Consider the following 24,212-nt stretch of genomic DNA (forward strand, 5'->3'; position numbering starts at 1 on the left):
GGATGGAGAGCTGAATTGAATCACCCAGTAACCGACGGAGGCGCTCCGTCGGCAAACGAATGTCAGCCATGCCAGAGCCATCAGCTTGCTATTGCCACGTGTTTGCTGGGGAGCCCATCGCTTGTAGCGATGGTTGTGTTGATGCCGACTGAGAGCCTCAGTCGGCTACGAGGTGGCTGACAACGGTTACCTCTCCGCGGTTGTTGGATCCCTCCCAACACGCACAACCAGTCGCGGAGCGACGGCAGCCGAATGCCTTGGGGTTTCAACCCAAGGTCCTCCTCAAAGGGCGAGTTGACCTCAAACTTGCAAGCGAGGACATCATTCGTAGGCCATGTTTTACATGGCATCTCGTCCGATGCTTTGGAACAAAGCGAGGCGTGCGACTCTCGTTGCGTTTCCACCAGAACCCACTTCGTACGGTCCAGCCAACTTGAGCAAGCGAAATAATGTTGAACGTCAAAGACCCCAACGTCATTCAGTTTTCGAAGCGAACCGCTGGAGGTACTTGCTGAGCTTGAGTTTCTTGCGGGTGCTGTCGCTGGTCATGTAGCGGACGCTGCCGAAGACGGGACGTTTTGGGCCCCAGGCTCGGTCGGTGCGGCCGAGCACCCAAAGGATGCCGCAGTACGAGTTCGGATCGCGACCGTCCAAGCCGTACTTGTTGTTCAGGTGGATCATGAAATCGAGGGCTTCTTCGGGCGTTCTTGTCCAATGCAAAATCTTCTTGCCCCACAGCATTCGCATGTAGTTGTGCATCTCGCCGGTTTCCACTAACTCACGCTGCGCCGCGTTCCATAGCTCGTCGTGAGTCTCGGCGTTCTCAAACTCCTCCAGCGTGTAGAGATGCGGTCGTTCGTCATCACGTGTTTCGGCCAACGTCTTCTTCGCCCAATCCGGCAATGATTCGAGCGAGTCGTAGGTGTCTGGATTTTGGAAACTCCAATTGAAGCCGATCTCTCGCCATGTCAGCAGTTGATCGAGCAAGGCTTCCGCGTTTTCGCCGACGTTCCAAAAGCCATGGTTCTTGCCGTTGGGTTTCGAAGTCTGGTCGGCGGACCAGCCCTCATGTTCCAGCAACGAAGAAACCATTTCGTGCACCGAAATGTGACCGAAGTGAAGATGAGGGCTCAGGCCAGTCGTGGCGTGTTCATCGGGATGGTTGCGGTCGTCGTTGTACTGCGACAGTTTGGAGTCCAGGAATTCTTTCCAGCGACGAGAACCTTCCACCGTTCCGCCGGGCGTTGCTTTGGATGGACGAACCGAGTGATCGATCGGGATTTTCGACAAGCCGCCTTCGCTGAGCAGTTTTTCGAGATTCGCGGCCGGCCATTTGGAGAGAACGTTCGACGGGAGCAATTTCTTGCGACGCTCGGCCATCGATTCGCCATCGGGGCAGGGGAGGGCAGGGCGGTCGTCCGGGGCCAACGGGTTGGCAAGTGGCAAATGTTCGAGAGCTGGCAGGATGTTCTTCTGCATGAACCGCCGGTAGCTGTGTGCGACCGTATAAGTCTTCTCCGCCGCTCGCAGTGGGAGAACTCCGTTGGAATCAATCAATTCCAGACGGGCGGGCAGTTTGTCTTTGACCGCGTCAATCATGTGGGGCAGAAAGAAGCACGGGTATTCGTCGGTGACGACCGTGCACGCGTTTTTGGCTAGCCGATGAAGCAGTGGCGAGCCGGCCCCTGGTTTGGGTTCGACGTACGGGTAGTAGACCACCGGCAGAGATTCGGCGGCGGCCGCGTTGTCCCGCATGCCTTCGATAATGAATCGATGGATCCGGTCGCTGGCCCATTGGTAACGAACTCGCAGGGGTTCGAAGATCAGCAGCGGTTTCTCGAATTCGATCGCCCGGTCGATCGCATGCTGCAACGCGAAATTCCAGTGCAGCCGCCGTTGGGCGATCATCCAATAGACGACGTAGTCGCCCTCGTGTCGGGGCGGGTGGTCGTTGGCGAATTGATGCCGCTGGGGAGGGAGCGTGGAAGTCATGGCGATGGGAATTGGATGGGAGTCGTCAGTTCGGGGCTTGGCTAGTAGAGTGTGCGGACACGCCAAGGGCCATGCAATTTTGTCGCGACGACGCTCACCGTATCGAATTCTCGCTGTCTGCTTGCTGATCGGGTATCTGCTCGCATCGGCGGCCTATATGTGGTTGTCTGCGCTGTGGATCACGGGCTCGCACCCGCATTTTCGGGTGGTCGATTTGCTGGTGCCGCGAGCCAACGACGTGGTCATTTTTACTTTTTTCTTGGTGGTAGGGGCCAGTGTCGGCAGCTTCCTGAATGTCGTCGTTTGGCGATTGCCTCAGCGTTTGAATGTGAACGGCCATTCGTTTTGTCCGAGGTGTCGAAATCGGCTTCGGGCTCGTGACAATGTGCCGATCTTTGGTTGGCTGTGGTTGAGCGGGCGATGTCGAGATTGCCGGCTCCCGATCTCGTCCCGGTACCCGATCGTCGAAACGTTGGTCGGGATCACGTTCGCTTTGGTGGGCTCGACCGAGTTGACGCGTTGGAGTCTGCCGTATTTCGGCGATTCCGTGCGGACGAATTGGATGTCGACTCCGATCGTTGACGCAGATTTGTTGACATTGATCTTGTATCACGTGGTCGCGGTGGCAACCGCTTGGGCGATGGGGCTGATCCGCTTTGATGGAAACGCGTTGCCATCACGGTTGACGTTGTTCGCTGCGATAACGTTGCTAGGCGGGATGTTTGCGTTTCCGCAGGCGATGGTTGTTCCGTGGCAACTCGTTGGTGAGTCGATGCCGGCGGGCATTGGCACTTGGCCGCCGAGCGGGTGGATGACGACCGGTGCCGATTGGTCGGTGAGACTGGTTCAAATCGGATTGCGATTGTTGACGTCGCTCGTGGCGGCGGGCTTTTTTGCTCGAGTATTGGCGAAAAGCTTTTGCCCCTCGGCGGACATGAAAATGGATCCCCTTGGATCTTCGACCAAGCGATTGATTGATTTGATGATCCTGATTGCGGTGCCCTCGATCGTGGTTGGCTGGCAAGCGGTGATGGGCGTGATCTTGCTCGCGGCGATTTTTGCGAAGATTCTGGGCATGTGCGAATTCGCCCAATCGCGAGATTCACTGGGGCGTTTTGCCGTCAGTTTGCCGGTTGCCACAAGCGTGCAATTGTTGCTGTGGCGGGGTTTGGTGGCGTCCCAGGTCTGGCCCAGCGAGCAAGCATCGCAGGTTGGGTTGATTGTTTCGTTTTTCGGAGTTCTAACGATTCCGTTGTGGCTGGATGAAAACGGGGAATCGTTTCCTCCGATGGGCGATGAAAGTGGCAACGGCGGAGTCTCGGAGCAATTCGATGAGGACGTTCGAGAGGCTCAGGCATCCAGGAAAGACCCAGATGCTTTGCAACAGGGCGACTCGTTTGAGTTAAACTGATTACCCAGCGAACGATCATCAAGTTGAGGGGAAGTGGACGAAGCCAGCTCGAACCGAAACGAACGCACCCCGGCGAATCACGCGCCGACTGAAGAAGGGGCGTTGATCGAAGCGGCGCTGTCAGGTGACGCGTCGGCCTTTGAAGGCTTGGTGATCCGTCATCAAGACCGGCTGCATCACGCCATGATTCATGTCACCGGTTCGGTCCATGATGCCGAGGAAGTGACCCAAGAGGCCTTCATTCGGGCGTTCGTCAAACTGGACACGTTCCAGCAAAACAGCCAGTTCTTTACCTGGTTGTATCGAGTCGCGTTCAACATCGCTTTGTCGCGAAAACGCCGTCAAAAGGTTCGGCTTTCGTTGGACCAGCAACGTGAGGAAATTGGCGAAGAAGTCGTTTGTGGTGGCGAGGCCGTCGATGCGAACATGATTCGTCAGGATGACGTTTCGTTGGTGCAATTGGCTCTGCAGCAACTCAGCGATGAGCACCGCAGCATTCTTGTCTTGCGAGAGATGAACGAATCTTCTTATGAGGAAATGGCTGAGATTTTGGAACTGTCCATCGGGACCGTTCGCAGCCGTTTGAATCGGGCTCGCAAGCAATTGCGATTGGCGATTGAACAGCTGCGAGAACCCGAGTCAGAATCCTCGGGCGAACCGAGCTCCTGAGCCGGTTGGCTGGGGAAGAGGTTTGTTGAACGGGCGATGTGGGACGGGGTGGAAGGCTCCAAAGCTTGGCCGAAGTATCAGCTTGTTCCGGCAGAAGGCACCTGACACCTATTTCCCGACCGTTCATTGCTCGGTCTTGGGGGACAATCATGGTCGATCCCACTCCGCACCCAAACGTTGGCAACCACCTCGATGTTGTGCACGACGTACGCGATCAGTCCAACGCGTCCGGTCCACCATCGGCTTCGGGACGTGACGGAACGCCGGGAAATCCGCGTCCATTCTTAGGCATTCAGTTCCGATGCTGCCAAACCTATGGTCGCATTTACCGCAACGATCAGCGGACCGCGTATCGCGGCGGATGCCCCAAATGTGGTGCGAGGATGGAGATTCCGATTGGCAGCGGCGGGACGAACAAACGATTTTTCTCGGCTGGTTGAATTTGGATTCAGCCCGTTTGCGTCGCGGTTTCTCTTTCGCCGTCGATCGTGGTGCGTGTCGATTTATCCACAAAATCGGAAAAAAACTGCCGTTCAGGCCTCGTTACAACCGAAACAGTCCATAGCACCGATCGGACCGGCTGTCGGCCGTTCCTTTTTGCCACGAGCACGGCGGTCGGTGAATGACACCTCACAAAGGACTGTAGGGAGGCATTTCCATGCGACGCAAATATTTTGGACTGGCGATGGCCGCGATTGCCACGCTGGGGCCTGCTCAGGCCTTTGGCGGTGATCGCGAGATCGCACAACAAGTCATGAAACGGCTCAAAGTCAGCCGTGATGCAGGCGAACTGAAGAACTTCAACCTCGACATGAAAGTCAACGACGGCGTGGTGTTGTTCCGCGGCACCGTCGATGGCTCGGAGCAACAAGACTTGGTCTTGGCCGCTTTGAAAGACGTCGATGGCGTTGTCAATGTTGTCAACAAACTCGAAGTTCTCGAAGCAAAAATTTACAAACCCAAAGCCGCTGCAATCGCAGCTGTCGAACCAGCTGAAGCGTTTGACTTCAAAGGTGCTTTGGAAACCGAAGCTCAAGAAGTTGTTCCTGGTGAAGTTGCACCCGTCGCCGGCGAAGAAGCCGCTGACTCGCAGACTCGCACCGTGGCCGCTTGGGAAAACGCTGGCGGAGAAGCCAACAGCGACGAAGCGATCACGCAATCGGTCGCCGCCGCCTTGGGCAAAGCTCAGTCGGTTGGTCACTTGAAAGACTTCGGAGTCGACGTCAACGCATACGACGGCATCGTTGAAATCACCGGCGAAGCTGCTTCGGCATCGCAACGTGAATTGATCGCCGAAATCGCTCGTCACGCTCCTGGAGCACGCGGCGTTCGCGATCTGATGAGCGTGAAGGCTGGTTCGAACACCGGTTTGGTTGCAACACCTGCTTCGCACCGCACCGGTGGACTGCAGCCATTGCCACCAGCCAACCGTGGTCAAGTCCAAGCACGTCCCGTTTCTTACGGACAAGCTGGCGGACAAATGATCAACGGTGAAATGGTTGTGCCCGGCAGCATGGTGACTCATGGTGGTGGCGTGCCAGCCGCACCTGCACCAATGGCTCAAGCACCTGTCATGGGACAACCCGTTCCAATGGCACCTGCCGCACCAGTCGGAGCACCTCGCTACGATTCGCCAAACCTGCCGAACTACGCATGGCCAGGCTACGCAGCGTATCCAAACTACGCCGCACTGACTTACCCACAACAGTACAGCCCATCGGCGTTCCCATACATCGGACCTTTCTACCCCTACCCACAAGTTCCTTTGGGATGGCGTAAAGTGTCGCTCGAATGGGACGACGGTTGGTGGTTCTTGGACTTCACTGACAAGTAGTTCAGTCAAGTTGTCCAGACACTTGATCCAGCGAGTCACTTGACCCAAACGAATCAACGAAAAACCCTCGCAAGTTCTCTTGCGAGGGTTTTTTCGTGGTTTCAACACTTGGCCACGTTGGAACTAAATTTGTCTCGGTGGGGAACGCCGAGCTACAGCTTGGGATGTTCGCCAACCTGTAGCACGGCGGTCCCCGCCGTGAGTCGTTCAGTCTGCAGCAGATAAACGCCACGCGATACTTCAGATCACAAAACCCGTGTTCCCAAGTGGTCGCCCATGCGAGCGTAGAGTTCGCGGTGTTGGCGAGAGTTTTCAACTAGGTCTGCATCAAATTGGATTCGGCCGGGTTCGAACAGGACCATGGTCGAGGAACCACCAAACCGGAAGTAGCCTTTTTCGTCGCCCTTTGAGATGGTTTCACCCGGCGAGTAAGTCTGTTGGATGCTGCCGACACACGTGGCACCAATTTCGAGCAACAACACTGTTCCGAAGGATTCTGTTTCGAGCTGTGTAAGGCAGCGTTTGTTGCTGGTCAGGATGTGGATGTTCTGGCGCAAGGCAATCGGATTGACGGAATACAGCGGGCCGTTGATCAAGCGGCTCGCACCGGGCACGCCGGAGGCAGGGAAGTGAAAGCGGTGATAGTCGACCGGGCACAATCGCGAAAGCAGCAGGCTGCCGCTCGCATAGCGGTCCGCGAGGGCAGAGTCTTGCAGCAGTGTTGGCAGATCGAACATCTCGCCTTTGACAAACAGCCCTTCGCATTTCGATAGGTCGGGAATGCAAAGATGCCGGCCGTCGGCGGGGAAGACCACCGAGTTCGGATCCGCATCGATCGGGCGTGCTTCCGGTTTCAGCTTGCGGAAGAAAAACTCGTTGAAGTTGGCGAACTCATCCACGTCACGCACGAACTCATCCGCATCGAGTTCATAGTCTTGGATGAACGGAGCAATCTTTTCGCGTGTCTTCGGTTGGTCCATTCGCCAACCGTACCAATGCGAGAACAGCGTTCGCTTCACGGCCAGCGAAAGCGAAAGACGTCCGGCGATCGTGCCGTACGTCCAACGCAATGCTTTGTCGCCATACACCTTTTCGATGCGGTCTTCGTCGGTGTATCGGTCGTGATAGACGATTTCATCCATGAGTGGTTCTTGTTTGAATTGTAGTGGACGAGGCCACGAGTCCGGTCGCACGACCCACGCGTGGGATTCTATGATTCGTCCACTACGAGAGTGGAGTTGCGATGGATCAGCGTGGCAACTGATCCCAGTCGATTGCAGGCTGCTGGCCCGCGGTGGACTCTCGCTCGAAGGTCTGATCCAGATCAACGGGTTCTGAAAAGAAGCCGCAGTTCTTTAAGTAGAAATGGTCGGTTTGGCTTCCACCGGCATAGTCCAGGCGATGACGACCGCGAGCAGTGTTGTCGCCGGTGAACTTGGCTCGCGTGATCTCATGCCATTTGCCGTTCACGTCACAAACCCATTGGTTGCCGTAGTGAGCCGATCGTTGCAGGTGGCCTTGTTCTGGCGAGAAGTTTTCGAGGAAAGAGTGGAAGCCGGTCAGGTGCTTGTCCGTCTTGGGACGTCGAAAGGTCGCTACCAATCGCCATTCGTCTTTTGCTTTGTCGCCGAACCAAGACGTGTAGAGCGTGTTGCCGTTGCCATCGGGTTTGACTTCGGTCAGAAAGCGGTACGTCTTGCCAGCTTCCCAGGGATATAGAAAGAAGCTTTGTCCGCCGGAACCTTCGTTGCCAAAGTCTTTCGCGACGACGTTTTTGCCTTTCGCAAGAGTCGCAACTCGATCTTCGTCAGGAATCTCGTTGGGGTTATCCGTGCGGAAGGGGCTCCAGATTGAAAACAGGACTCGCCGTTCCGTGGGGCTGTTGACCTGCATGCCGAAGTAACCTTCGCCGAAACCGTTGGCCATGAAGTAAGTCCCCATTTGGTCTTGGCCGACGGGGACCGTGATTTCACTGTAGGCGTACGTCAGGTTCATTCCTCGGGGCAATCGGTAGGAGAGATGGACCGATGGACCGCGACGACCCCAATAGAACATGTTGCCATCGTTTGTTTGTACATAGTCGAGTTGCAGGTCGGCTTTCGCGGGTGTGACCACCAAGTCCGTGATCTGTGCGGATCCGGATGCTTCGCCATTGGCTGCTGGCGCAAGTTGCAGATCGACCCGAACGTACCCCGCTTTCGCGACCTCGATCTCACCGAGCGGGTAGGTCTTGGCAGATGTGGGTTTCAGATCGCAGGAGAGCTTGGTTTCGCCGATCGTCGCAAGGATGGTCGCGGGGCGATCGTTCGCGTTGCCTTTCAGGCCTAACTCAAGCGTGTCTGCGGCATCGACGTGAAAGTAGATGGAGTAGACCTCGCCCGAATCGCGAAGCCGCATTGAGCCGCCGCGTCGCATCGATCGGCCGCCGGGTTCGGGCTGTGTGCGGAACGCATTGCCCGCCACCGGCACGGACCACTCTTTCGCGGAGGAGAGTCCCTGCGAGGTCAGGAGTGTGACAAGGCTGATCAGGAGCGGTTGAAAAACAAGTCGGGAAATCATGGTGTCGATCTGGTGAGACGGGCGTGGGCAGGAACCAAGGAATCTTTTCGCGAGTCGGGAAAGAGGCTGCGTTGAACCCGTTTGGGACGGGATTTCATCGAGCCCGCCACTCTTTCACTCCGGCGGATGGTCTCGCGGCATTCGAACCTATCCCATATCGAAACCATCCTGCAAGCAGGTGGAAAGGTGCTGTGAGCAGGGGTTTTCGAACTGCTCCTAGCAAGCCACCATGGTGGCCGAAGCTGGCGAGCGACTTTCGACCTCCGCCAGGCCCCCATACCACCCCACGACGGAACACAACCCAAGAGACCATCATGGCCACCGCAAGTGCACGACATATTCTCGTTGAAACCGAAGAAGCCTGTCAGGATCTGAAAGATCAGATCGAAAAAGGGCAGGATTTCGGTGCCATCGCCGCTGAGTTTTCCTCCTGCCCGTCCGGCAAATCTGGTGGAGCGTTGGGAACCTTCAGCCCCGGCCAAATGGTTAAAGAGTTCGACGAAGTGGTTTTCAGCGGTGAGCTGGGCAAGGTTCACGGCCCCGTCAAAACCCAATTTGGCTATCACTTGATCGAGATCACGCAGCGCGTCGATTGATTCCAACGGCTGGTCCATGATCAAGACGTTTGGACAGGCTTATCAGTTTGTGCTGAAGAACAAGGTTTGCACCGTCTTCGGCAGCAAGAACTCGCCGTACCCGTCGTTGTGGGACAACACCGATTTATCGGAAGACAAACCCAAGACGGGCGGTTGGAGCCCCAAGGTAATGGCCGTCTGGGATTGGAAGACTCGCATCCCGCAAACCTATCCCGCGGAAGTTTTCTACGGGAAGGTGAGCGGCGGGGACGCGGCGTTGATGCAAATGCAGCACTTTCGTGACGTGCATTACGCCGAGGCGTACCAACCCGTCCACGAATTGGATGTGCTCTGTCAAGAAATCTTTGAGCTGATCCGTTTGGAAGCAGACTACACCGGTCCGCTTCGCAAGCGAGCCATCGAGCGATTCGCGTGCACGAAGAGCCAATTCGACACGGCGCTCAAGAAACTGCAGATCAGTTTAAACATCGTGCGTTCCAACGACCCAAAGTTGAAGAACGACTTCTGGTTGCCCATGCGGGAAGTCCATCTCGATATTGTACAGCAGCACGAGCGATGAAGTCCGGCAACCGTAGGCCAGGTTGTACCTGGCACTTACGCTTTGGTGTTGTGGACTGGATTCGTTTGCGCAAGTTCTGTTCGACGATTTAGCCCCATCGGGGCAGCCCTATGACAGCCAGGGCAACGCCCTGGGTTGCGGTTGCCCCTTTGGGGCGTGGGGCAGATACATGACCAACGCCGCATTGTCCGTATCAATCCTCAATTTTTCGTTGCACAGCGTCGGACGCGACGTTTTTCGACTTGTCCAGCAACGACACGATCACCATTGCGAGAAAGCTGGCGGCGAGCCCCATCAGTTGCGACGGGATCAAGAACTCCGGAAGCACGTATTCGCACGCTAGCCAGGTTGCCACACCGGACACGATCGATGCCATCGCTCCGAGAGTGGTCGCTCGTTTCCAATACAGCCCGACGGCCAGCGGAACCAGTGCACCGACAAGCGGCACGCTGTACGCCTGCTGAATCATTTCGTACATCGTGTTGTTGCTGGTCAAGGCTTGGTGCAGAGCCAAGGCACCAAACATTAGCAGGACGATTCGCAGCCAACGCAACATGTTTTTGTCGTCAAGGTCGGATCGAAACGGACGGATGACGTTTTCGACAATCAGACTGCTCGGCGCGAGCAATGTTCCGCTGGCGGTAGAAAGGATTGCCGAGACCAATGCACCGAGAAAAACAGTTTGCACCCAGAACGGTGTGGATTGCATGACCGCGTGTGGAAGTGTTCGCTGGACTTCGCGAAGATCACCGCTGTTGAATTGTTGCAAGTGATCCGGATCGATCACCACCGCGGCGTAAGCGATGAACATCGGTACGAACGCAAACATGCAGTAGAACATCCCGCCCAGCAAAGTTCCCGTCATGGCGGTGCGTTCGTCTTTGGCGCTGGTGACACGCTGAAAGACATCTTGTTGTGGGATCGAACCGAGCGCCGCGGTCAGAAATCCGCCGATGTAGATCCACCACTGACCGGATTGCCCCCAGTCGGGAAAGATCTGCAGACGCCCCGTTTCGCGAGCAGAATCGATGACGACAGACACGCCGCCGGCCGCATGAGCCATGTAAACCGACACCACTAACAGACCGATGATGATCACGAACGTCTGAATCATGTCGGTGAGCGCCACCGACCACATGCCGCCCATTACCGTGTAGAAGCCGACAATGGTGAAGCCAATCACGATGCCGTGGTTGATGGTCAGCGCGTCGTAGCCGATGCCTTTGCCCAGGACGGATATCACCAGACCGAGTGCGGTGAGCTGAGCCGCGGCCCAGCCCAGGTATGACGCGGAGATGACAACGGACGTCAAAACCTCGATCGAGCGACCATAGCGTTTGCGATAAAAGTCGCCGATCGTTAGCAAGTCCATTCGGTAGAAGGCTCGCGCGAAGAACAACGCCACGAGCACCAAGCAGATCGAAAACCCAAACGGGTCGCCGGGGATAGCGCGCAGTCCTTGCCCGGCAAAAGTGGCTGAAACCGAAAGCACGGTCTCGGCACCAAACCAAGTTGCGAAGACGCAAGCGAAGTTCATGTAGAGCGGAAGCGAGCGTCCCGCGACCATGAAGTCCTGCGCATTGCCGACGCGTCGGGCTGCGAACAACCCGATCGCGATTGTGAGAAGCAAATAGGCCAGGACGGCGGCGATCAATCCCATCGGCGTGTCGTCCGTCAGTCGATTGCGACGCTGTTGGCCATCGGCAATCCGTTGAAAGGCGATGCACTGGCGGCAGCGTAAGCACCCATCGATGGAACCAAGACCAATTCACCGACTTCCAAATCAGGAAGCCACTGATCACGTGAAACAATGTCGGTGGAGTCGCAGGTTGGTCCGGCAACGACGCATGGAACGGTCTCTCGCGAGCCATCGTTTTCGACGAGCAACGGGAAGTCCGTGTGGTCGAAGATCTTGCCCGAGAACGATCCGTAGATTCCATCGTCGAGGAAGAACCAAGGCAGTTCCCATCGACGACTCTTGCCGATCACGCGAGTGATCAAGGTCACGCTTTCGGTGCACAGCCCACGACCAGGTTCGGCGATCAAGCGAATCGGCAGGTCGCCGAAGATGTCTCGCAGTCCGTTGGTGATGACTTCGCCAAAGGTTTCGATCGAAGGAGCGTCTTCGCGATACGGAGCTGGGAAACCGCCGCCGATGTCGAGGACTTCCAAGTGGTGTCCGGCTTGGGTGGCTTCGTCCCAAACTGCACGAACGCTGCGAAGCACTTCGACATAGTCTTGCGGGTTGAGGCACTGGCTGCCGACATGGAACGAGAACCCACGAATTTTCAGGCCTTTGGCTTTCGCCGTTGCCAGCAGTTCCAACGCTTCGTGCATGGGACAACCGAACTTCGCCGACAGGTTGATTCGGCTGGAGGCTCCGGTCGTTGCCAAACGCAACAGCAAGTTCACGTCGGGAGTCAGGCGGCGGATCTTTTCCGCTTCGATCGGGTTGTCGAAAACGAACCAGTTCACGCCGGCTTCATAGCATTCCCAAAGGTTTGCATCGGTCTTGCACGGGTGAGTGTGCAGCATGCGATCCGGCGTGAAGCCAGCGGCGAGTGCCGCCTTTAGTTCGCCAGGCGAGCATACGTCGATGAATGCATTTTCGCCGTTGAGCGTCGACAGGAAATGCAGGTCCGGGTTGGCTTTCGCCGCATAGTAAAGATCGACACCGGGCAGGGCGTTCTTCATGGCCCAGTAGGTTTCGATGGCTTTGGATCGTGATACGACAAGCAAAGGGGTGCCGTGTTTTTCAGCGAGCTCTTTGGCGAGGTCGAAGGAAAGGTTCGGCTGAGCCGTTCGGGCGTTGGGTGCGCGCAGAATGGTCGATGCGATCATGCGGCTGGGGTGCCTCCAATTGGGGACCAAGGTCAGTTGAGATACGAAATACAGTCAAAACTTCGAAGCCATGTGGCTTCGTCTGAGGGTTCCGATGGAACCCTGGCCGACTTCTTCTTCGCTGTTATCGAGCCGCGTCCTGGGCGCAATAACGTGTTGACCTTGGGGAGATCGCAATGGAGGTTGCGGCACCTTGCGGTATGGCAACGTTGTGCGTTTGGAGTGGGCGATTCCGCTAGGAAACGTCCTGCCAACACACTTCCGCCGCGCCCGTGATGGGCGAGACCTGGTGTCGTGCTGATTGAATCGCAGTGAGTCGATTCGCATCACGGAAATGTGATTGCACGCTCACTGTTTTTCAATCGGTTGCGGAAGATATCGACCGCGAATCGAAAAGTCGAGAGAGGAAATCACGATTTCAGTCGATTGTGTCGTTCAGCGTGATCCACCCAGTCCCGCGGACATAGACCGATTCGTCGGCTCGATTGCTCTGCGTTGTCACGAATCCGGGTGATTCTGCGATGGTTTCGCAGGGCTCTGCTCGGGACATAAGTGGACAGGGCTGCTATAGTGTGATCGCAAACTTCTTCTTCTCCTCTTTGCAGCGATCCGTTTTGTCTGACGTGTCTTCGGTTCCCGAATCTCTCGAGCGACTCGAGGTGGCTTTGACTCCTCAAGAGCGTTTTGAGGAGTATTTGCAGAGCAAAGGCCAGCGACAGACGAAGCCTCGTAAGTTTCTAGTCGAGAAGATTTTCGCTCAGCACGCCCACTTTGACGCGGATGAGCTGATCGACAAGTTGCCTCGCAAGGGCGAGCCCAACTACGTCAGTTCCGCGACGGTGTATCGATCGCTGCGGGAATTCGTCGACGCTGGGTTGCTGAATTGCTTTCAGCTCGATGGCCGCACGGTTTACGAACTGGATTACGGCTACCCGCCCCACGATCACCTGTACTGCACGCGTTGCCGCAAATTGATCGAGTTCCGCAGCGAGGAACTGATTGCGACGCGAGACGAAGCCGCCGCAAAACACGGTTTTCGCGTTTCCGGACACCGGATGCTGGTCAGCGGTGTGTGCCGCGAATGCGGGAAGAACCGACGCAAAAAACGCAAGCAAGACTTGGTCTGAGTCGGCTGGCAGCGATCGGATTGGCTGCGATTCTTTTTGCCGGCGGCCAGGCTTCCTTGATCGGGCTTCGCCGCTCAGGCTTCTTCGGGAAGTTCGGCCATCCGGATCTGTTGCAGAATCGCGTTGAAGACCTGCTCGGCGGCTTCGAAGTCCGACATTTCGGCTTGGAGTTGAGCCAGGATCCGTCCCGCGATCGGCATTTGTTCGCGGGTTGGGGCAGGGGCGTCCAGCAGCACGACGCGTGACATGACGACGAGGTCCAAGTAGTAGAACCGGAGGTCAACGGCGCGTTCACCTTCTGCGGCACCCGGCAGAATGACGTTGTCACGTTCCAGGTCTTCGTATTGTCCGCGGAGCATTTGGTCGATTTCACCCAGGACGACTTCGTCTTCTCGGGTGATTGGCAGCGTTTCCAGCGAGACGAATCCGCCGCCGGGCAGATCGAACGTGGCACCCTGGTCGCCTTCATCTTCGGCTCGCTCGACCAGCGTCCAGTTGTCCGGGTACAGCAGTTTCAGGCCGAAGCCTTCGAATGTCGCGGGCATGTGTTTGTTCAGTCGTTTTGGGGGCCGGACAATCGCTGGCGCAGGTCATCGGGCACGTTGGTTTTGACCAGTTTGCCGCCCGCTTTCAGGTCGCAACACACGGCGGTGATTTTGCCGGTGGCGATGCGGCGGCCTTCGCAGGTCAATTCGAAGCGATAGCTGATGCTGGATCGACCAATTCGGTCGACATGCAAATCAATCTGCAGGATGTCTTCGAATCGGGCGGGGCCGTGAAAGTCGCAACTGGCGGCGACTCGGGGCCAAGTCAATCGTTCCTCGGACTCGTGGTGCGGCATCACGGGGATGCCGACCGATCGCAGGAACTCGTGTTCGGCCGCTTCCATCATGGGGAAGAAGGCCGAGAAGTGAACGATTCCAGCCGCATCGGTGTCTCGAAACTCGACGCGGCGTTGTGTCTGGTAGACCGGAGCCCGTTGGATCGGGGCTCCGTCAGAGGCAGAATCGTTCACTGATTTGCCGATTTGGCTTATTCGCCGACGTATGGCAGCAAGGCCATGAAGCGGGCTCGTTTGATCGCGGCCGTGACAGCGTGTTGGCTGGCAGCGGTACAACCACTCTTGCGGCGGCCCATGATGCGTCCTTGACGGTTGACCATCTTGGACAGCAATTCGAGGTCCTTGTAGTCAACGTACATCGGACGTGGACGATGGCCATCGACGAAGATAGGGTCCTTACGGCGGGTACGGCTGCGGACTCGTGAGCGTTTGCGGGCACGGCTACGCGTGCTCATTGGACGTGGAGGCATGAAGCTTTTCGAAAATATCGAAGGCGAATGGACTGATTCGGCCGGAAAACCAATGTTTCCGGCTCGCCAATGTGTCCCGAGAATGCAAAAAGGTTGCGATCGCGGGCCACACAGTGTGCCGAGATCGGCGTTTCCACGCAATCCCTTTTGCCTATTCTGCCTGATAAAGCTTTTCTTGGGCGATCAGTGTCCGCACAGGATGCGGGACCTGAAAACGGATGCTCCGTCCAGAAGCCACTCGTCGGCGAAGATCGCTGCTGCTGATTTCGATCTGGGGCATCCGGATCTGAGACTCACGAATCCTCTGAATCTGCGGTTCGTCGGTCATACTGTTCAGAATCGAGTAGTCCGGTGGAGGGTCACCTCCGCGAGCGATCACGGCCAATTGGCACCGTTTCAGGATCTGCTGGGGTTCTCGCCAGCGATCAAACGAGGCCAACGAATCGGCTCCGATGATCAGATACAGCGGGCGGTTGGGAAATTGTTCCTGCAAATGTTCCAGGGTCAGCAGGGTGTAGCTGACGCTGTCTTGCCGGAGTTCCCAGTCGTCGATGACGTGCCCGGATTGTCCACTGAGTGCCAACCGCAGCATTTGCAGACGGTGCTCGTTGCTGGCCACCGGCCCGTGGGGTTTGAGCGGGCTGGTCGCAGCCGGGATCCAACGCACATGTTCAATCGGCAATTGTTCGAGCGCCGATTCGGCCATCCAAAGGTGCCCGACATGAACCGGGTCGAAGGACCCACCCAGGATGCCGATCCCTTGCTTCGATGGTGGGGTGGTTTCAGATGCTGACACGGAACGACCTTCGATGGTTTCTGACTTGAATCGACGCAAGCATAACTTCGCTCAACGGAAGCGGGCAGGTTGCCTCTCGCGCCGATCGTCCACTCCGGCCCCGAGACAACTATTGTCGATCGGCGATGTGTTTCTTTTGGTGTCGAATCAATTCGTTCAATTTACCCATCGTTTCGCAGGTGCATTGGAAATGACAGATCAACATTTCGTCGGTGGAGTCGGCACCCCACGAGACCGGCTTGGGCGGCGAGTTTGGGTTCAACGGGTTGTTGGCTGAATTGTCATACCAAGCGTCCACGTGAAGGATCGTTCCCTTCTTCAATCGCACGGGTTCGGCAAACGAATACTTGCCTTGCCAATTGAAGTCCCAGTCTTTGATCCACAACAACGGTTTGGCCTCGCCATCGGGTGACTTCGACCAAACTTTCATTTCGCGGCCAAAGATATGCATGTGCGGCACCGCATCCAGCAACACCGTGTCCACGGGCAATGTGTACGTCGCGCGTTGCAAGTGGTGATTTTCGCCCGGCGGGATACGGATTCGTTTGTTGCCGACTTGGACTTCGGTGACGATCTTCTTGGCCGACGGCGGCGCGAAGTAGATCCCAATCTTCGACTTGTCTTGATGTGGTTTGCCGGTTGTGACGTAGTGGATTTCCGCCACGATATCGCTGCCCTTTGGCACAAAACGTCCCATCCCCTCAGGTAATCGTCGCGGGCTCATTCCTGGAAACCAACTGCTCAGCGTGCCTTCGGGTTCAAAGCGTGGCCCGCCAAAACTGGAGTACCCCGGTGCTGGATCCGATTGGTCCAATCGTCGCCCTTTTCCTTTGGTGTCCAGAAAGAAACTGGCGTGGTGAACGGACTGAGGCGTCCCAGGATGAAAATCGATCGCGTTGACCAACCGGTGTTGCTTCAAACCGGTTGGGATGACGAAGTACTGGCGAATGTCAGGGCCGCTGGATGGGATCGAGAACGTTTCGTTCATTTCCAAGACCAAATCCGGTTCACCCAGTGGCCAACCATTCGATGTCGGCACAGGAGCCGGAAGATCTTTCGGGTCGCCCGCCGGTTTGCCATCGCGAACCCAAACGTTCAGCAATGACATTTCATGGTTGGTCAATCGCAGTTCATCTTGAAATCGCGTGAACCCAGTGGCCGGTTTCCATGGTGGCATGAACCGCGAATGCGTCACTTCCAAAATTTGATTGGCGTGTCCACTGACATCGTTGTAGCTCAACAACGGAAACGGAGCCGACCCGTTTTGGCAATGACACCCTGCGCAGTTCGCTTGGATCACCGGCGCAACATCGCGTGCGTAGGTCACCTCGCCTGCGATCGCTTTGTTCGGCGGATCCTCCAACAAGCAACCGATGGGTTTCGTTTTCGGCACGTCCACCGGACGTCGAGCGATGACGGCGCGGATCGCATCTTGCAAATAAGACTCGGCGGCGTGATCTTTCTTGCGGCCGACTTGAACATGCCGGTCGTCAATCGCACCGTTGTAAAGCATCTTGCCGTTCGGCCGAATCAACATCGCCTGGGGCGTATGGGTTGGCGAAAGAGCCAAACGCAATTCGCCTGAACCGTCAAACAGCACCGGAAACTCAACTCGATAATCGACGCTATGCTTTTTCGCGTCCGAGCGTGTCACCGACGGATCGGAAATCACACCGACCAGCTCGATGCCTTGTGCGCCGTATTCCGATGCGTACTCATTGAGCAACGGCAAATAACCGTTGCTGATTGGACAATGCGTGGACAAGAAGACGACCGCGACGGCCTTGGCGTCGTTGGACTGTCCCAATCGAATCAACCGGCCATCCAGGTCGAGACCTTTCAGCACTCCGGTGTGCGAAGAGTCGTTGGCAAATCCTTGATTGGAAGCGAACGGCAACAGGATGCAGACCAAAAGCATGCAAACAGCGTTCGCAGATATCAAACCAGCGCGTCGACCACGATACGAACCGATCGCGGTCCCTTGGATTTGATCGGGAACCATGCACCCACTTCATGTTTGCGGCAACGGGGCACGCCGAATGGCATGCAAGACAAGGCCGAGTAGTGTACAGGACTGGCACGCGCGAATGGGAAAGTTTGTTCCGCCAGACGACTTTGCGAAAGTTTCGGCAGCGTATGACGCTGCGGTGGAGCGGACGAGGCAGAACCAACGCACCGTGGCGGCTAACTCAGGATACCGTCGACCACATGGGCTTCTTCGACGCCGGTCAGTTTGAAATCCAAGCCTTGGAACTTGTACGTGAAGCGGTTGTGGTCAATCCCGAGCATGTGCAACATCGTTGCGTGGAAATCACGGACGTGGACAGGATTCTTCACCGCGTTGTAGCCGAACTCATCCGTCGCACCGTAACTGGTTCCACCCTTGATTCCGCCACCGGCCAAGCAAATCGAGAAGCCCTTGATGTGGTGATCGCGTCCATCGCCTTGGGCCATCGGTGTCCGGCCAAATTCACCACCCCAAACGATCAGGGTGTCGTCCAGCATGCCTCGCTGTTTCAAGTCTTGAATCAGGGCGGCGGATCCTTGATCAACGAGTGACCCGGTCTTTTCAGTGCCACGCTTCACACCGCCGTGGTGATCCCAACCGCGATGGTACAGCTGGATGAAACGCACACCGCGTTCAGCCAAACGACGCGCCATCAAGCAGTTGCTGCCGAAGGACCCATCGCCAGGTTTGCAGCCATACATTTTCACGATGTGGTCGGGTTCATCGGACATGTCGGTTAGCTCAGGAACCGACGTTTGCATTCGGAAAGCCATTTCATACGCGCTGATGCGTGTTGCGATTTCCGGGTCATGCAGTGATTCGTTGCGATGCATGTTGATCCGCGCGACCGCATCGACAATATCACGCTGTTGCGAATGATTGACTCCCGCAGGACGACCCACGTAGTGAACTGGATTTCCGGACGCGTGCATTTGAACCCCTTGCACACGACTGGGCAGAAATCCTGAGTGCCATTGTCGGGAGCTGATCGGTTGACTTTGGCCGCCTCCTTCGCTGGTCAAGACGATGAAACCAGGCAGGTTCTGTGTCTCGGCGCCCAGTCCGTACAACACCCAAGACCCCATCGACGGTCGACCACTGATTGCCGTGCCCGTGTTGAAAAAGGTGTGGGCCGGATCATGGTTGATCTGCTCGGTGTGCATGGATTTCACCACACACAAGTCATCCGCCATCTTGGACAAATGCGGCAACACGGATGAAATCTCCAGACCGCTCTTGCCATGTTTTGCAAACGCGTGCTGGGGACCCAAGACGCGCAGGGCGCGGTTTTGCAATTGTGCAATCGGCTGGCCCTTGGTCAGCGACTCTGGCATCGGCTGACCGTCGAGTCGAGCCAGTTCAGGCTTGTGATCAAACGTTTCCAAATGACTGGGGCCGCCCGCCATGCAGAGATGGATGACGCGTTTGATTCGAGGTGGATGGTGAATGCCTTCGGATGCCAGCGACGTGCTTTCATTCAGCATCGAAGCCAGCGCAACCGATCCAACGCCGGCGCGTTTCAAGAACGTTCGCCGGGCGAGATGGTCATCGGTCATAGCTGGAAGAATTGCCATGGTGAATCAATACCGGTTGATGGTTTCGTGAAGGTTGAGGATGACTCGAGCGACGCTCGTCCAGGATGCCCATTCGACCGGATCCAACTCAGCCGTCGAACTCTGTTCCCCGGCGGAAACCAAAGCCTTGGCCAAGTCGGGTTCTTGAACGTAATGTCGGAGGTGTTCTGTTTGGATTGTGCGAAGCTCTTCCGCAATGACCGCATCGATCGGCCTCGAAACAGCGGTTCGATATGCCCACTCGATGCGTTCATCGACCGTGGTGCCGCCCTCACGCATGATTCGACTGGCGAACATCGTTGCGGCTTCGATAAATGTCGGATCATTCAGTAGTGTGAGGGCTTGCAACGGGGTGTTGGATTGTGCTCGGATCGCGGTGCATTCTTCGCGGCTGGGGGCGTCGAAGGCTTTCAACATCGGATGCAGGAAAGTCCGTTGCCAATGCGTGTAGACACCGCGTCGATATTGGTTGTCGCCTTGATCCGGAACGTAATTTCGTCTGGGAAAGTTCAGCTGATCGTAGTAACCCTCCGGCTGATACGGCTTCACGCTCGGCCCACCGATTTCCTCGACCAACAAACCGCTGATCATCAACGCTGTGTCGCGGACCATTTCAGCACTGACTCGGAACCGCCCCTGCCGCGCAAACAATTCGTTGAACGGATCGAGTGCCTCCAATTCCGGCGATGCGTTGGAGGTTTGACGATACGTGGCGCTCATCGCGATTTGTTTTAGAAGATGCTGAATGTCCCAACCGGATTCAATGAATTCCACCGCCAAGTGATCCAGCAATTCGGGGTGACTTGGAAAGGTGCCCTGTCCACCCAGGTCATCGAAGCTGGAGCAGATCCCTCGTCCAAACATCAAGTACCAAAGACGGTTCACCATCGTCCGAGCTGTCAGAACGTTTTCGCTGTCACAGAGCCAGTTGGCGAGATCGAGACGGGTGGCGCGTCGATTGTCGGTTTGAAGTGTGCCCAAGAATTCGGGGATGGCGGGCTGAACGATTTCCCCCGACTCATCCATCCAATTTCCGCGGTGAAGGATTCGGATCTCACGCGGTGCAACGGCTCGTGAGATGACCATGGTCGGGATGGATTTTTCAAACTCAGAGACCTGTGCTCGAGCCAGCTTCAACGTTTCTGCTTGCTCCGTGATCAGCGGGTCATGCTCAACGAAGTAGTCACGCAGTTGCTTGATCTGATCTTTTGTTCTCGCCTCCATATCAACCAGCAAAGCAGCCCGGACTTCGCTGGGAAAACCGTCCGTTTCAATCCAGCCCGCCTGGTCCCAGTGGACGATGCCATCGAACTGGGTGAACGCCATCCCATGAATGGTCTTGCCAGGTGCGAAGCCGACGTCAGCGGCCGCCACACTTAGGCGGATCCATTTTCCAGCTTCGGGCAAATCTCCCATGCGTTTGTGTCCGTGCCAGCTTTGAGTCTTGGCACCAAACCCGACCTTGTCGTCTCCCCAAAATGCCCGGTGATCCCAACCGCTTGGATCATCTGGGCCACCGTGCCACTGCAACATGATTGTTTTTGGCGGCGACTGAGGATCAAGGTAGACCCACGCAAACAACTCTGTGTTCGCTTTAACTTCGATTGGTTCCTTCGCGTCAGTGAACAGGTGCTGGATGACTCCATTGCCGGTCTGACGCCGCGAAGTTTCTCCGCTGTGCACCGGATGTTGATCGGCGGTCACATGATTCCATTCGCCCGACTTTGTTCCACCTGTTGACAATTGGTCATCGACCCAGGTGTGTTCTTCAGCTTGGGATTTGGATTGTTTGATCGATTCAATCGCCCGTGCTTCCCATTCAGGCAGGGACGCCAATTGCTCTTGGGTAATCGATTCAAGACTGGCTTCGGCTTCCGTCACTTTTAGTCGCAAGGCATCGAGTTGTGCCTGCTGTTCTTCGTTGGGAACCGGGATCTGTGGAGGCCGTTCACGTTGTGAATACTTGCCCCTTTCTTCGATGTCAGCGAAGAACGCACCGAGAGAATAGAAGTCCTTTGCGGTGTAAGGGTCATACTTGTGATCATGACATTGGGCACACCCAACCGTTGCTCCCATGAAAACCTGGGACACGTTTCGAACACGATCGGCAAAGTAGATCGAAAGGTACTCTTTGGGTTGCGCGCCACCCTCTTCCGTCGTTTGATTCAAACGGTTGTATCCCGAGGCTACCAATTGATCGATCGTGGGATTGGGAAGCAGGTCGCCGGCAAGTTGCTCACGAACGAACTGGTCGTACGGCATGTTGCTGTTGAACGCGTCGATCACGTAGTCACGATACGGTGAATGCGAAACGTTTTGATCGCCGTGGTACCCCACCGTGTCGGCGTATCGCACCAAGTCCAACCAATAGATCGCCATGCGTTCGCCAAAACGACTTGACGATAGCAGGCGGTCGATGAGTCGTTCATAGCTTTCGTTGCTGTGGTCCTTTTCGAACGCTTCCACTTCCTCGGGTGTCGGTGGAAGGCCAGTCAAATCAAACGACAACCGACGAATCAATGTGGTCGGGTCCGCTTTCGGCGATGGGTTCACCGACGCGTCTTGCAGTCTGCGTGCCACAAACTGATCGATCCAGTTTTCTCCCCATGCCGTGTTGACTGAAGGCGGCGCCACATTGCGTGGCAAAGGGGTGTAGGCCCAGTGAGGTTCGTACGGTGCCCCCTCGTTGATCCAACGACGCACCAAGTCGATCTCGGCGTCGCTGAGAGGTTTGTGCAATTCCGATGGAGGCATGACGAGGTCGTCATCATCAGACGTGATCCGCAAAAAGATCTCGCTCGATTCCGCGTTCCCGGGAACGATTGCGCCAAACTCCATTGCCGCTTCGCGAACGTCCAATCGCAGTCCTGCTTCAACAGTGTTTGCATCGAGTCCGTGACAAGCAAAACAGCGGTCCGTCAGAATCGGTCGGATGTCTCGATTGAACGAGAGTGGACGATCGGTCGCGGAAACAGAGGTTTGAGCCTCATCGCTCGGTTCGGCCGAAACAACGTTTTCCACAAAACCGACCGCGAAAGCGATGGTTAGTAGCAGACCAAGGAGGGAACGCATTCAAGAAGTCCGAATGGTTTGGTGGGGAGGGAATCGGCTGGTCGGGGACGCATCGCCGCAATCACGACGTTGCGATTCATGTAGTGTAAACGAAAGGACTCACAATCACTCGAGTGCTTCACTGGCGGCGAAGTTCGTGCCCCCCGCTTTGGAAGTTCTTCCGGTGGAATCGGCACTTCCCATCGCTCCGCTGGCGTCCGAGGTGCACCGGGTTGCTCTCAGCCGAGCTTGCCGATTTCCAATCCAAACGCTGACAAATCCTGGTTGGCAAACGCGGCGGATTAGGGACCTTGATCACTGATTAAATGCCGACCAAATGGTTGACTTCGCGTCAGACGGATGCCTTGGGACGTGTTCGATTTCATTCGTTACCTTAGCGGGCATGAAGCTTCCCAAGTTCTTTCGTCGTTTCGGTCCCGGCCTGCTCGTCACGGCAGCTTTCATTGGGCCGGGGACCGTCACCAAAGCCACGACGGCAGGTGCCAACTTTGGCCACACGCTGTTGTGGGCGGTGGGTTTCTCTGTGATCGCGACGATCGTCTTTCAAGAAATGGCGTCGCGATTGGGGATCGTCACCGGACGTGGTTTGGGAGAGGCGATCCGTCCAACCATCCGCAACGCGTTCGCCCGTGGATTGGCCATTGTGCTGGTCGTCTCGGCTATCATCGTCGGAAACGCTGCCTACCAAGCGGGCAATATCGCCGGTGCCGCGGTGGGTATTTCAGCCGCAACGGGAATGCAGCATCAAGCTGTCGTGTCGATCGTGATCGGCTTGGCAGCCTGGGGCATCTTGATGATCGGACACTATCGATCGCTACAGCGGATTTTGGTTGCGTTGGTGGTGACGATGAGCAGTGTGTTTTTATTGACCGCGTTCAGTGTTCCGATCGATTGGCGATCGTTCGCGTTAGGTTGGATCAAGCCGACCATTCCCGATGGCGGATTGAAAGAAGTCTTGGCGATCATTGGCACGACGGTTGTGCCCTACAACCTGTTTCTTCACGCCACCGCATCGTCCGAAAAATGGTCCGGCGAGAAGGAATCCGTCAGCGACGAAACCGTTCGCGACGCGATCCAGCAAAGCCGCGGCGACACGATTCTCAGTGTGGGCTTGGGCGGATTGGTGACCGCCGCCGTGATGGCCACGGCCGCCGCCGCTTTCTTTAGGAGTGACGCCGGTTTCACGAACCTTGCCGACGCCGCGCGGCAGCTCGAACCGCTGCTTGGCAACCATGCACGTTGGTTGTTCGGTGTGGGGCTGTTCGCCGCGGGGTTGACCAGCACCATCACCGCTCCGCTGGCCGCCGCTTACGCCGCTGCCGGTTGTTTTGGCTGGCCCATCGATCTGAAAGACTGGCGGCTGCGAACGGTCTTCACCACCGTGGTTGTGTTTGGCACTTCGTTCGCCGCCAGCGGATCAAAGCCCACGGACATCATCACGTTTGCTCAAATCGCCAACGGATTACTGCTGCCTTTGCTCGCTATCTTCTTGCTCGCGGTCATGAACAATGCAGCGCTGCTCGGCAAGCACCGCAATCACTGGATTGCCAACACGCTCGGCGTGCTAACGGTTGTCGTCGTCACTGTTCTTGGATTGCGTAGCCTCGTCAGCGTTTTCTTCTCGGGATGATCTTTCGCGATTCGAACGCTTCAACTCGCTCGCTTGAGCGTGCTGCTGCAGCTACGATGCAGAGACCCGCATTCCCTCCCTCCAAGGAGGTCGTGCAGTATTTGAGTGCTGTGTTCGTGACGTCTTGCAAACCCCGCCCGCGCAGCGGGAGGGGTCGGAAAGCGAGCGTTCAGTGAGATTTCCGGGGGAGGGCAACGCGCGCCACCTCCCATGCCTGGCCCCCTCCCTCGCGT

At 56.6% G+C, this 24,212-nt stretch carries 20 protein-coding genes; 8 read left to right on the top strand and 12 right to left on the bottom strand.

Translation table 11 applies throughout. The features are described 5' to 3' along the window. Positions 1-474: 474 nt before the first annotated feature. A complete protein-coding gene (locus RE6C_RS28060) occupies positions 475-1,992 on the bottom strand; it encodes a deoxyribodipyrimidine photolyase (protein WP_390175934.1) in 1,518 nt (505 codons plus the stop codon). A 49-nt stretch (positions 1,993-2,041) separates the two neighbouring features. Between RE6C_RS28060 and RE6C_RS28065 the strand changes: the two genes are divergently transcribed. The 4 genes from RE6C_RS28065 (at position 2,042) to RE6C_RS28080 (ending at position 5,906) form a co-directional block, all read left to right on the top strand. Beyond that, positions 2,042-3,403, top strand: coding sequence for an A24 family peptidase (locus RE6C_RS28065; protein ID WP_039963702.1), 1,362 nt, complete (start codon positions 2,042-2,044; stop codon positions 3,401-3,403). A 33-nt stretch (positions 3,404-3,436) separates the two neighbouring features. Further along, positions 3,437-4,072: an RNA polymerase sigma factor gene (locus tag RE6C_RS28070; RefSeq protein WP_008662209.1), complete on the top strand. Its 636-nt coding sequence runs from the start codon at positions 3,437-3,439 to the stop codon at positions 4,070-4,072. A 149-nt stretch (positions 4,073-4,221) separates the two neighbouring features. Beyond that, complete coding sequence (locus RE6C_RS28075; protein WP_008662212.1) at positions 4,222-4,512, top strand: hypothetical protein; 291 nt, start codon at positions 4,222-4,224, stop codon at positions 4,510-4,512. 218 nt (positions 4,513-4,730) lie between these two features. Further along, a complete protein-coding gene (locus tag RE6C_RS28080) occupies positions 4,731-5,906 on the top strand; it encodes a BON domain-containing protein (RefSeq protein WP_008662215.1) in 1,176 nt (391 codons plus the stop codon). A 245-nt stretch (positions 5,907-6,151) separates the two neighbouring features. On the opposite strand, the gene RE6C_RS28085 is transcribed toward RE6C_RS28080, so the two are convergent. Both RE6C_RS28085 and RE6C_RS28090 read right to left on the bottom strand, forming a co-directional pair. Further along, positions 6,152-7,048 (bottom strand): phosphatidylserine decarboxylase, encoded by an 897-nt coding sequence (locus RE6C_RS28085; RefSeq protein WP_008662217.1) that lies wholly within the window; start codon positions 7,046-7,048, stop codon positions 6,152-6,154. A gap of 106 nt (positions 7,049-7,154) precedes the next feature. Further along, positions 7,155-8,465: a DUF3472 domain-containing protein gene (locus tag RE6C_RS28090; protein WP_236618583.1), complete on the bottom strand. Its 1,311-nt coding sequence runs from the start codon at positions 8,463-8,465 to the stop codon at positions 7,155-7,157. Positions 8,466-8,779: 314 nt separating this feature from the next. Here RE6C_RS28090 and RE6C_RS28095 point away from each other — a divergent pair, with 314 nt between their 5' ends. Further along, complete coding sequence (locus RE6C_RS28095; protein WP_007329269.1) at positions 8,780-9,061, top strand: peptidylprolyl isomerase; 282 nt, start codon at positions 8,780-8,782, stop codon at positions 9,059-9,061. Positions 9,062-9,077: 16 nt separating this feature from the next. Beyond that, positions 9,078-9,620 carry an AlkZ-related protein gene (locus RE6C_RS28100; RefSeq protein WP_008662221.1) on the top strand — a complete coding sequence of 181 codons (543 nt, stop codon included), beginning with the start codon at positions 9,078-9,080 and terminating at the stop codon, positions 9,618-9,620. A gap of 193 nt (positions 9,621-9,813) precedes the next feature. Here RE6C_RS28100 and RE6C_RS28105 read toward each other — a convergent pair whose 3' ends face one another. Both RE6C_RS28105 and RE6C_RS28110 read right to left on the bottom strand, forming a co-directional pair. Further along, positions 9,814-11,280, bottom strand: coding sequence for a high affinity choline transporter 1 (locus RE6C_RS28105; protein WP_008662222.1), 1,467 nt, complete (start codon positions 11,278-11,280; stop codon positions 9,814-9,816). A gap of 14 nt (positions 11,281-11,294) precedes the next feature. Continuing rightward, on the bottom strand, positions 11,295-12,461 hold the full coding sequence (locus RE6C_RS28110; RefSeq protein WP_008662225.1) for a type III PLP-dependent enzyme: 1,167 nt from the start codon (positions 12,459-12,461) through the stop codon (positions 11,295-11,297). A 572-nt stretch (positions 12,462-13,033) separates the two neighbouring features. Between RE6C_RS28110 and RE6C_RS28115 the strand changes: the two genes are divergently transcribed. Further along, complete coding sequence (locus tag RE6C_RS28115) at positions 13,034-13,588, top strand: Fur family transcriptional regulator (RefSeq protein WP_007334911.1); 555 nt, start codon at positions 13,034-13,036, stop codon at positions 13,586-13,588. Between the two features lie 74 nt (positions 13,589-13,662). Here RE6C_RS28115 and RE6C_RS28120 read toward each other — a convergent pair whose 3' ends face one another. The 7 genes from RE6C_RS28120 to RE6C_RS28150 all read right to left on the bottom strand — a co-directional run bounded on the left by RE6C_RS28120 (position 13,663) and on the right by RE6C_RS28150 (position 22,349). Beyond that, a complete protein-coding gene (locus tag RE6C_RS28120) occupies positions 13,663-14,133 on the bottom strand; it encodes a hypothetical protein (protein WP_008662230.1) in 471 nt (156 codons plus the stop codon). A gap of 8 nt (positions 14,134-14,141) precedes the next feature. After that, entirely contained in the window at positions 14,142-14,603 is a 462-nt protein-coding gene (locus RE6C_RS28125; RefSeq protein ID WP_008662232.1) for an acyl-CoA thioesterase, read from the bottom strand. A gap of 17 nt (positions 14,604-14,620) precedes the next feature. After that, a complete protein-coding gene (gene rpsR, locus RE6C_RS33185) occupies positions 14,621-14,899 on the bottom strand; it encodes a 30S ribosomal protein S18 (protein WP_231845729.1) in 279 nt (92 codons plus the stop codon). Between the two features lie 151 nt (positions 14,900-15,050). Continuing rightward, positions 15,051-15,734: a nicotinate (nicotinamide) nucleotide adenylyltransferase gene (gene nadD, locus RE6C_RS28135; protein WP_008662236.1), complete on the bottom strand. Its 684-nt coding sequence runs from the start codon at positions 15,732-15,734 to the stop codon at positions 15,051-15,053. 70 nt (positions 15,735-15,804) lie between these two features. After that, a complete protein-coding gene (locus RE6C_RS28140) occupies positions 15,805-17,697 on the bottom strand; it encodes a thioredoxin family protein (RefSeq protein ID WP_008662238.1) in 1,893 nt (630 codons plus the stop codon). 182 nt (positions 17,698-17,879) lie between these two features. Continuing rightward, on the bottom strand, positions 17,880-19,259 hold the full coding sequence (locus tag RE6C_RS28145) for a DUF1501 domain-containing protein (protein WP_008662240.1): 1,380 nt from the start codon (positions 19,257-19,259) through the stop codon (positions 17,880-17,882). A 24-nt stretch (positions 19,260-19,283) separates the two neighbouring features. After that, entirely contained in the window at positions 19,284-22,349 is a 3,066-nt protein-coding gene (locus RE6C_RS28150; RefSeq protein ID WP_008662242.1) for a PSD1 and planctomycete cytochrome C domain-containing protein, read from the bottom strand. A gap of 382 nt (positions 22,350-22,731) precedes the next feature. Between RE6C_RS28150 and RE6C_RS28155 the strand changes: the two genes are divergently transcribed. Continuing rightward, a complete protein-coding gene (locus tag RE6C_RS28155) occupies positions 22,732-23,979 on the top strand; it encodes an Nramp family divalent metal transporter (RefSeq protein ID WP_008662247.1) in 1,248 nt (415 codons plus the stop codon). Positions 23,980-24,212: the final 233 nt, after the last annotated feature.

The sequence above is a fragment of the Rhodopirellula europaea 6C genome, from assembly GCF_000338295.1.
Classification (GTDB): domain Bacteria; phylum Planctomycetota; class Planctomycetia; order Pirellulales; family Pirellulaceae; genus Rhodopirellula; species Rhodopirellula europaea.

Excerpts from the sequence above, each read along its gene's own strand:
- RE6C_RS28060 (WP_390175934.1), bottom strand. The coding sequence starts at position 1,992 with ATGACTTCCACGCTCCCTCCCCAGCGGCATCAATTCGCCAACGACCAC.
- RE6C_RS28075 (WP_008662212.1), top strand. The coding sequence starts at position 4,222 with ATGGTCGATCCCACTCCGCACCCAAACGTTGGCAACCACCTCGATGTT.
- RE6C_RS28080 (WP_008662215.1), top strand. The coding sequence starts at position 4,731 with ATGCGACGCAAATATTTTGGACTGGCGATGGCCGCGATTGCCACGCTG.
- RE6C_RS28085 (WP_008662217.1), bottom strand. The coding sequence starts at position 7,048 with ATGGATGAAATCGTCTATCACGACCGATACACCGACGAAGACCGCATC.
- RE6C_RS28090 (WP_236618583.1), bottom strand. The coding sequence starts at position 8,465 with ATGATTTCCCGACTTGTTTTTCAACCGCTCCTGATCAGCCTTGTCACA.
- RE6C_RS28095 (WP_007329269.1), top strand. The coding sequence starts at position 8,780 with ATGGCCACCGCAAGTGCACGACATATTCTCGTTGAAACCGAAGAAGCC.
- RE6C_RS28100 (WP_008662221.1), top strand. The coding sequence starts at position 9,078 with ATGATCAAGACGTTTGGACAGGCTTATCAGTTTGTGCTGAAGAACAAG.
- RE6C_RS28105 (WP_008662222.1), bottom strand. The coding sequence starts at position 11,280 with ATGGGATTGATCGCCGCCGTCCTGGCCTATTTGCTTCTCACAATCGCG.
- RE6C_RS28110 (WP_008662225.1), bottom strand. The coding sequence starts at position 12,461 with ATGATCGCATCGACCATTCTGCGCGCACCCAACGCCCGAACGGCTCAG.
- RE6C_RS28120 (WP_008662230.1), bottom strand. The coding sequence starts at position 14,133 with ATGCCCGCGACATTCGAAGGCTTCGGCCTGAAACTGCTGTACCCGGAC.
- rpsR (WP_231845729.1), bottom strand. The coding sequence starts at position 14,899 with ATGCCTCCACGTCCAATGAGCACGCGTAGCCGTGCCCGCAAACGCTCA.
- RE6C_RS28140 (WP_008662238.1), bottom strand. The coding sequence starts at position 17,697 with ATGGTTCCCGATCAAATCCAAGGGACCGCGATCGGTTCGTATCGTGGT.
- RE6C_RS28145 (WP_008662240.1), bottom strand. The coding sequence starts at position 19,259 with ATGACCGATGACCATCTCGCCCGGCGAACGTTCTTGAAACGCGCCGGC.
- RE6C_RS28150 (WP_008662242.1), bottom strand. The coding sequence starts at position 22,349 with ATGCGTTCCCTCCTTGGTCTGCTACTAACCATCGCTTTCGCGGTCGGT.
- RE6C_RS28155 (WP_008662247.1), top strand. The coding sequence starts at position 22,732 with ATGAAGCTTCCCAAGTTCTTTCGTCGTTTCGGTCCCGGCCTGCTCGTC.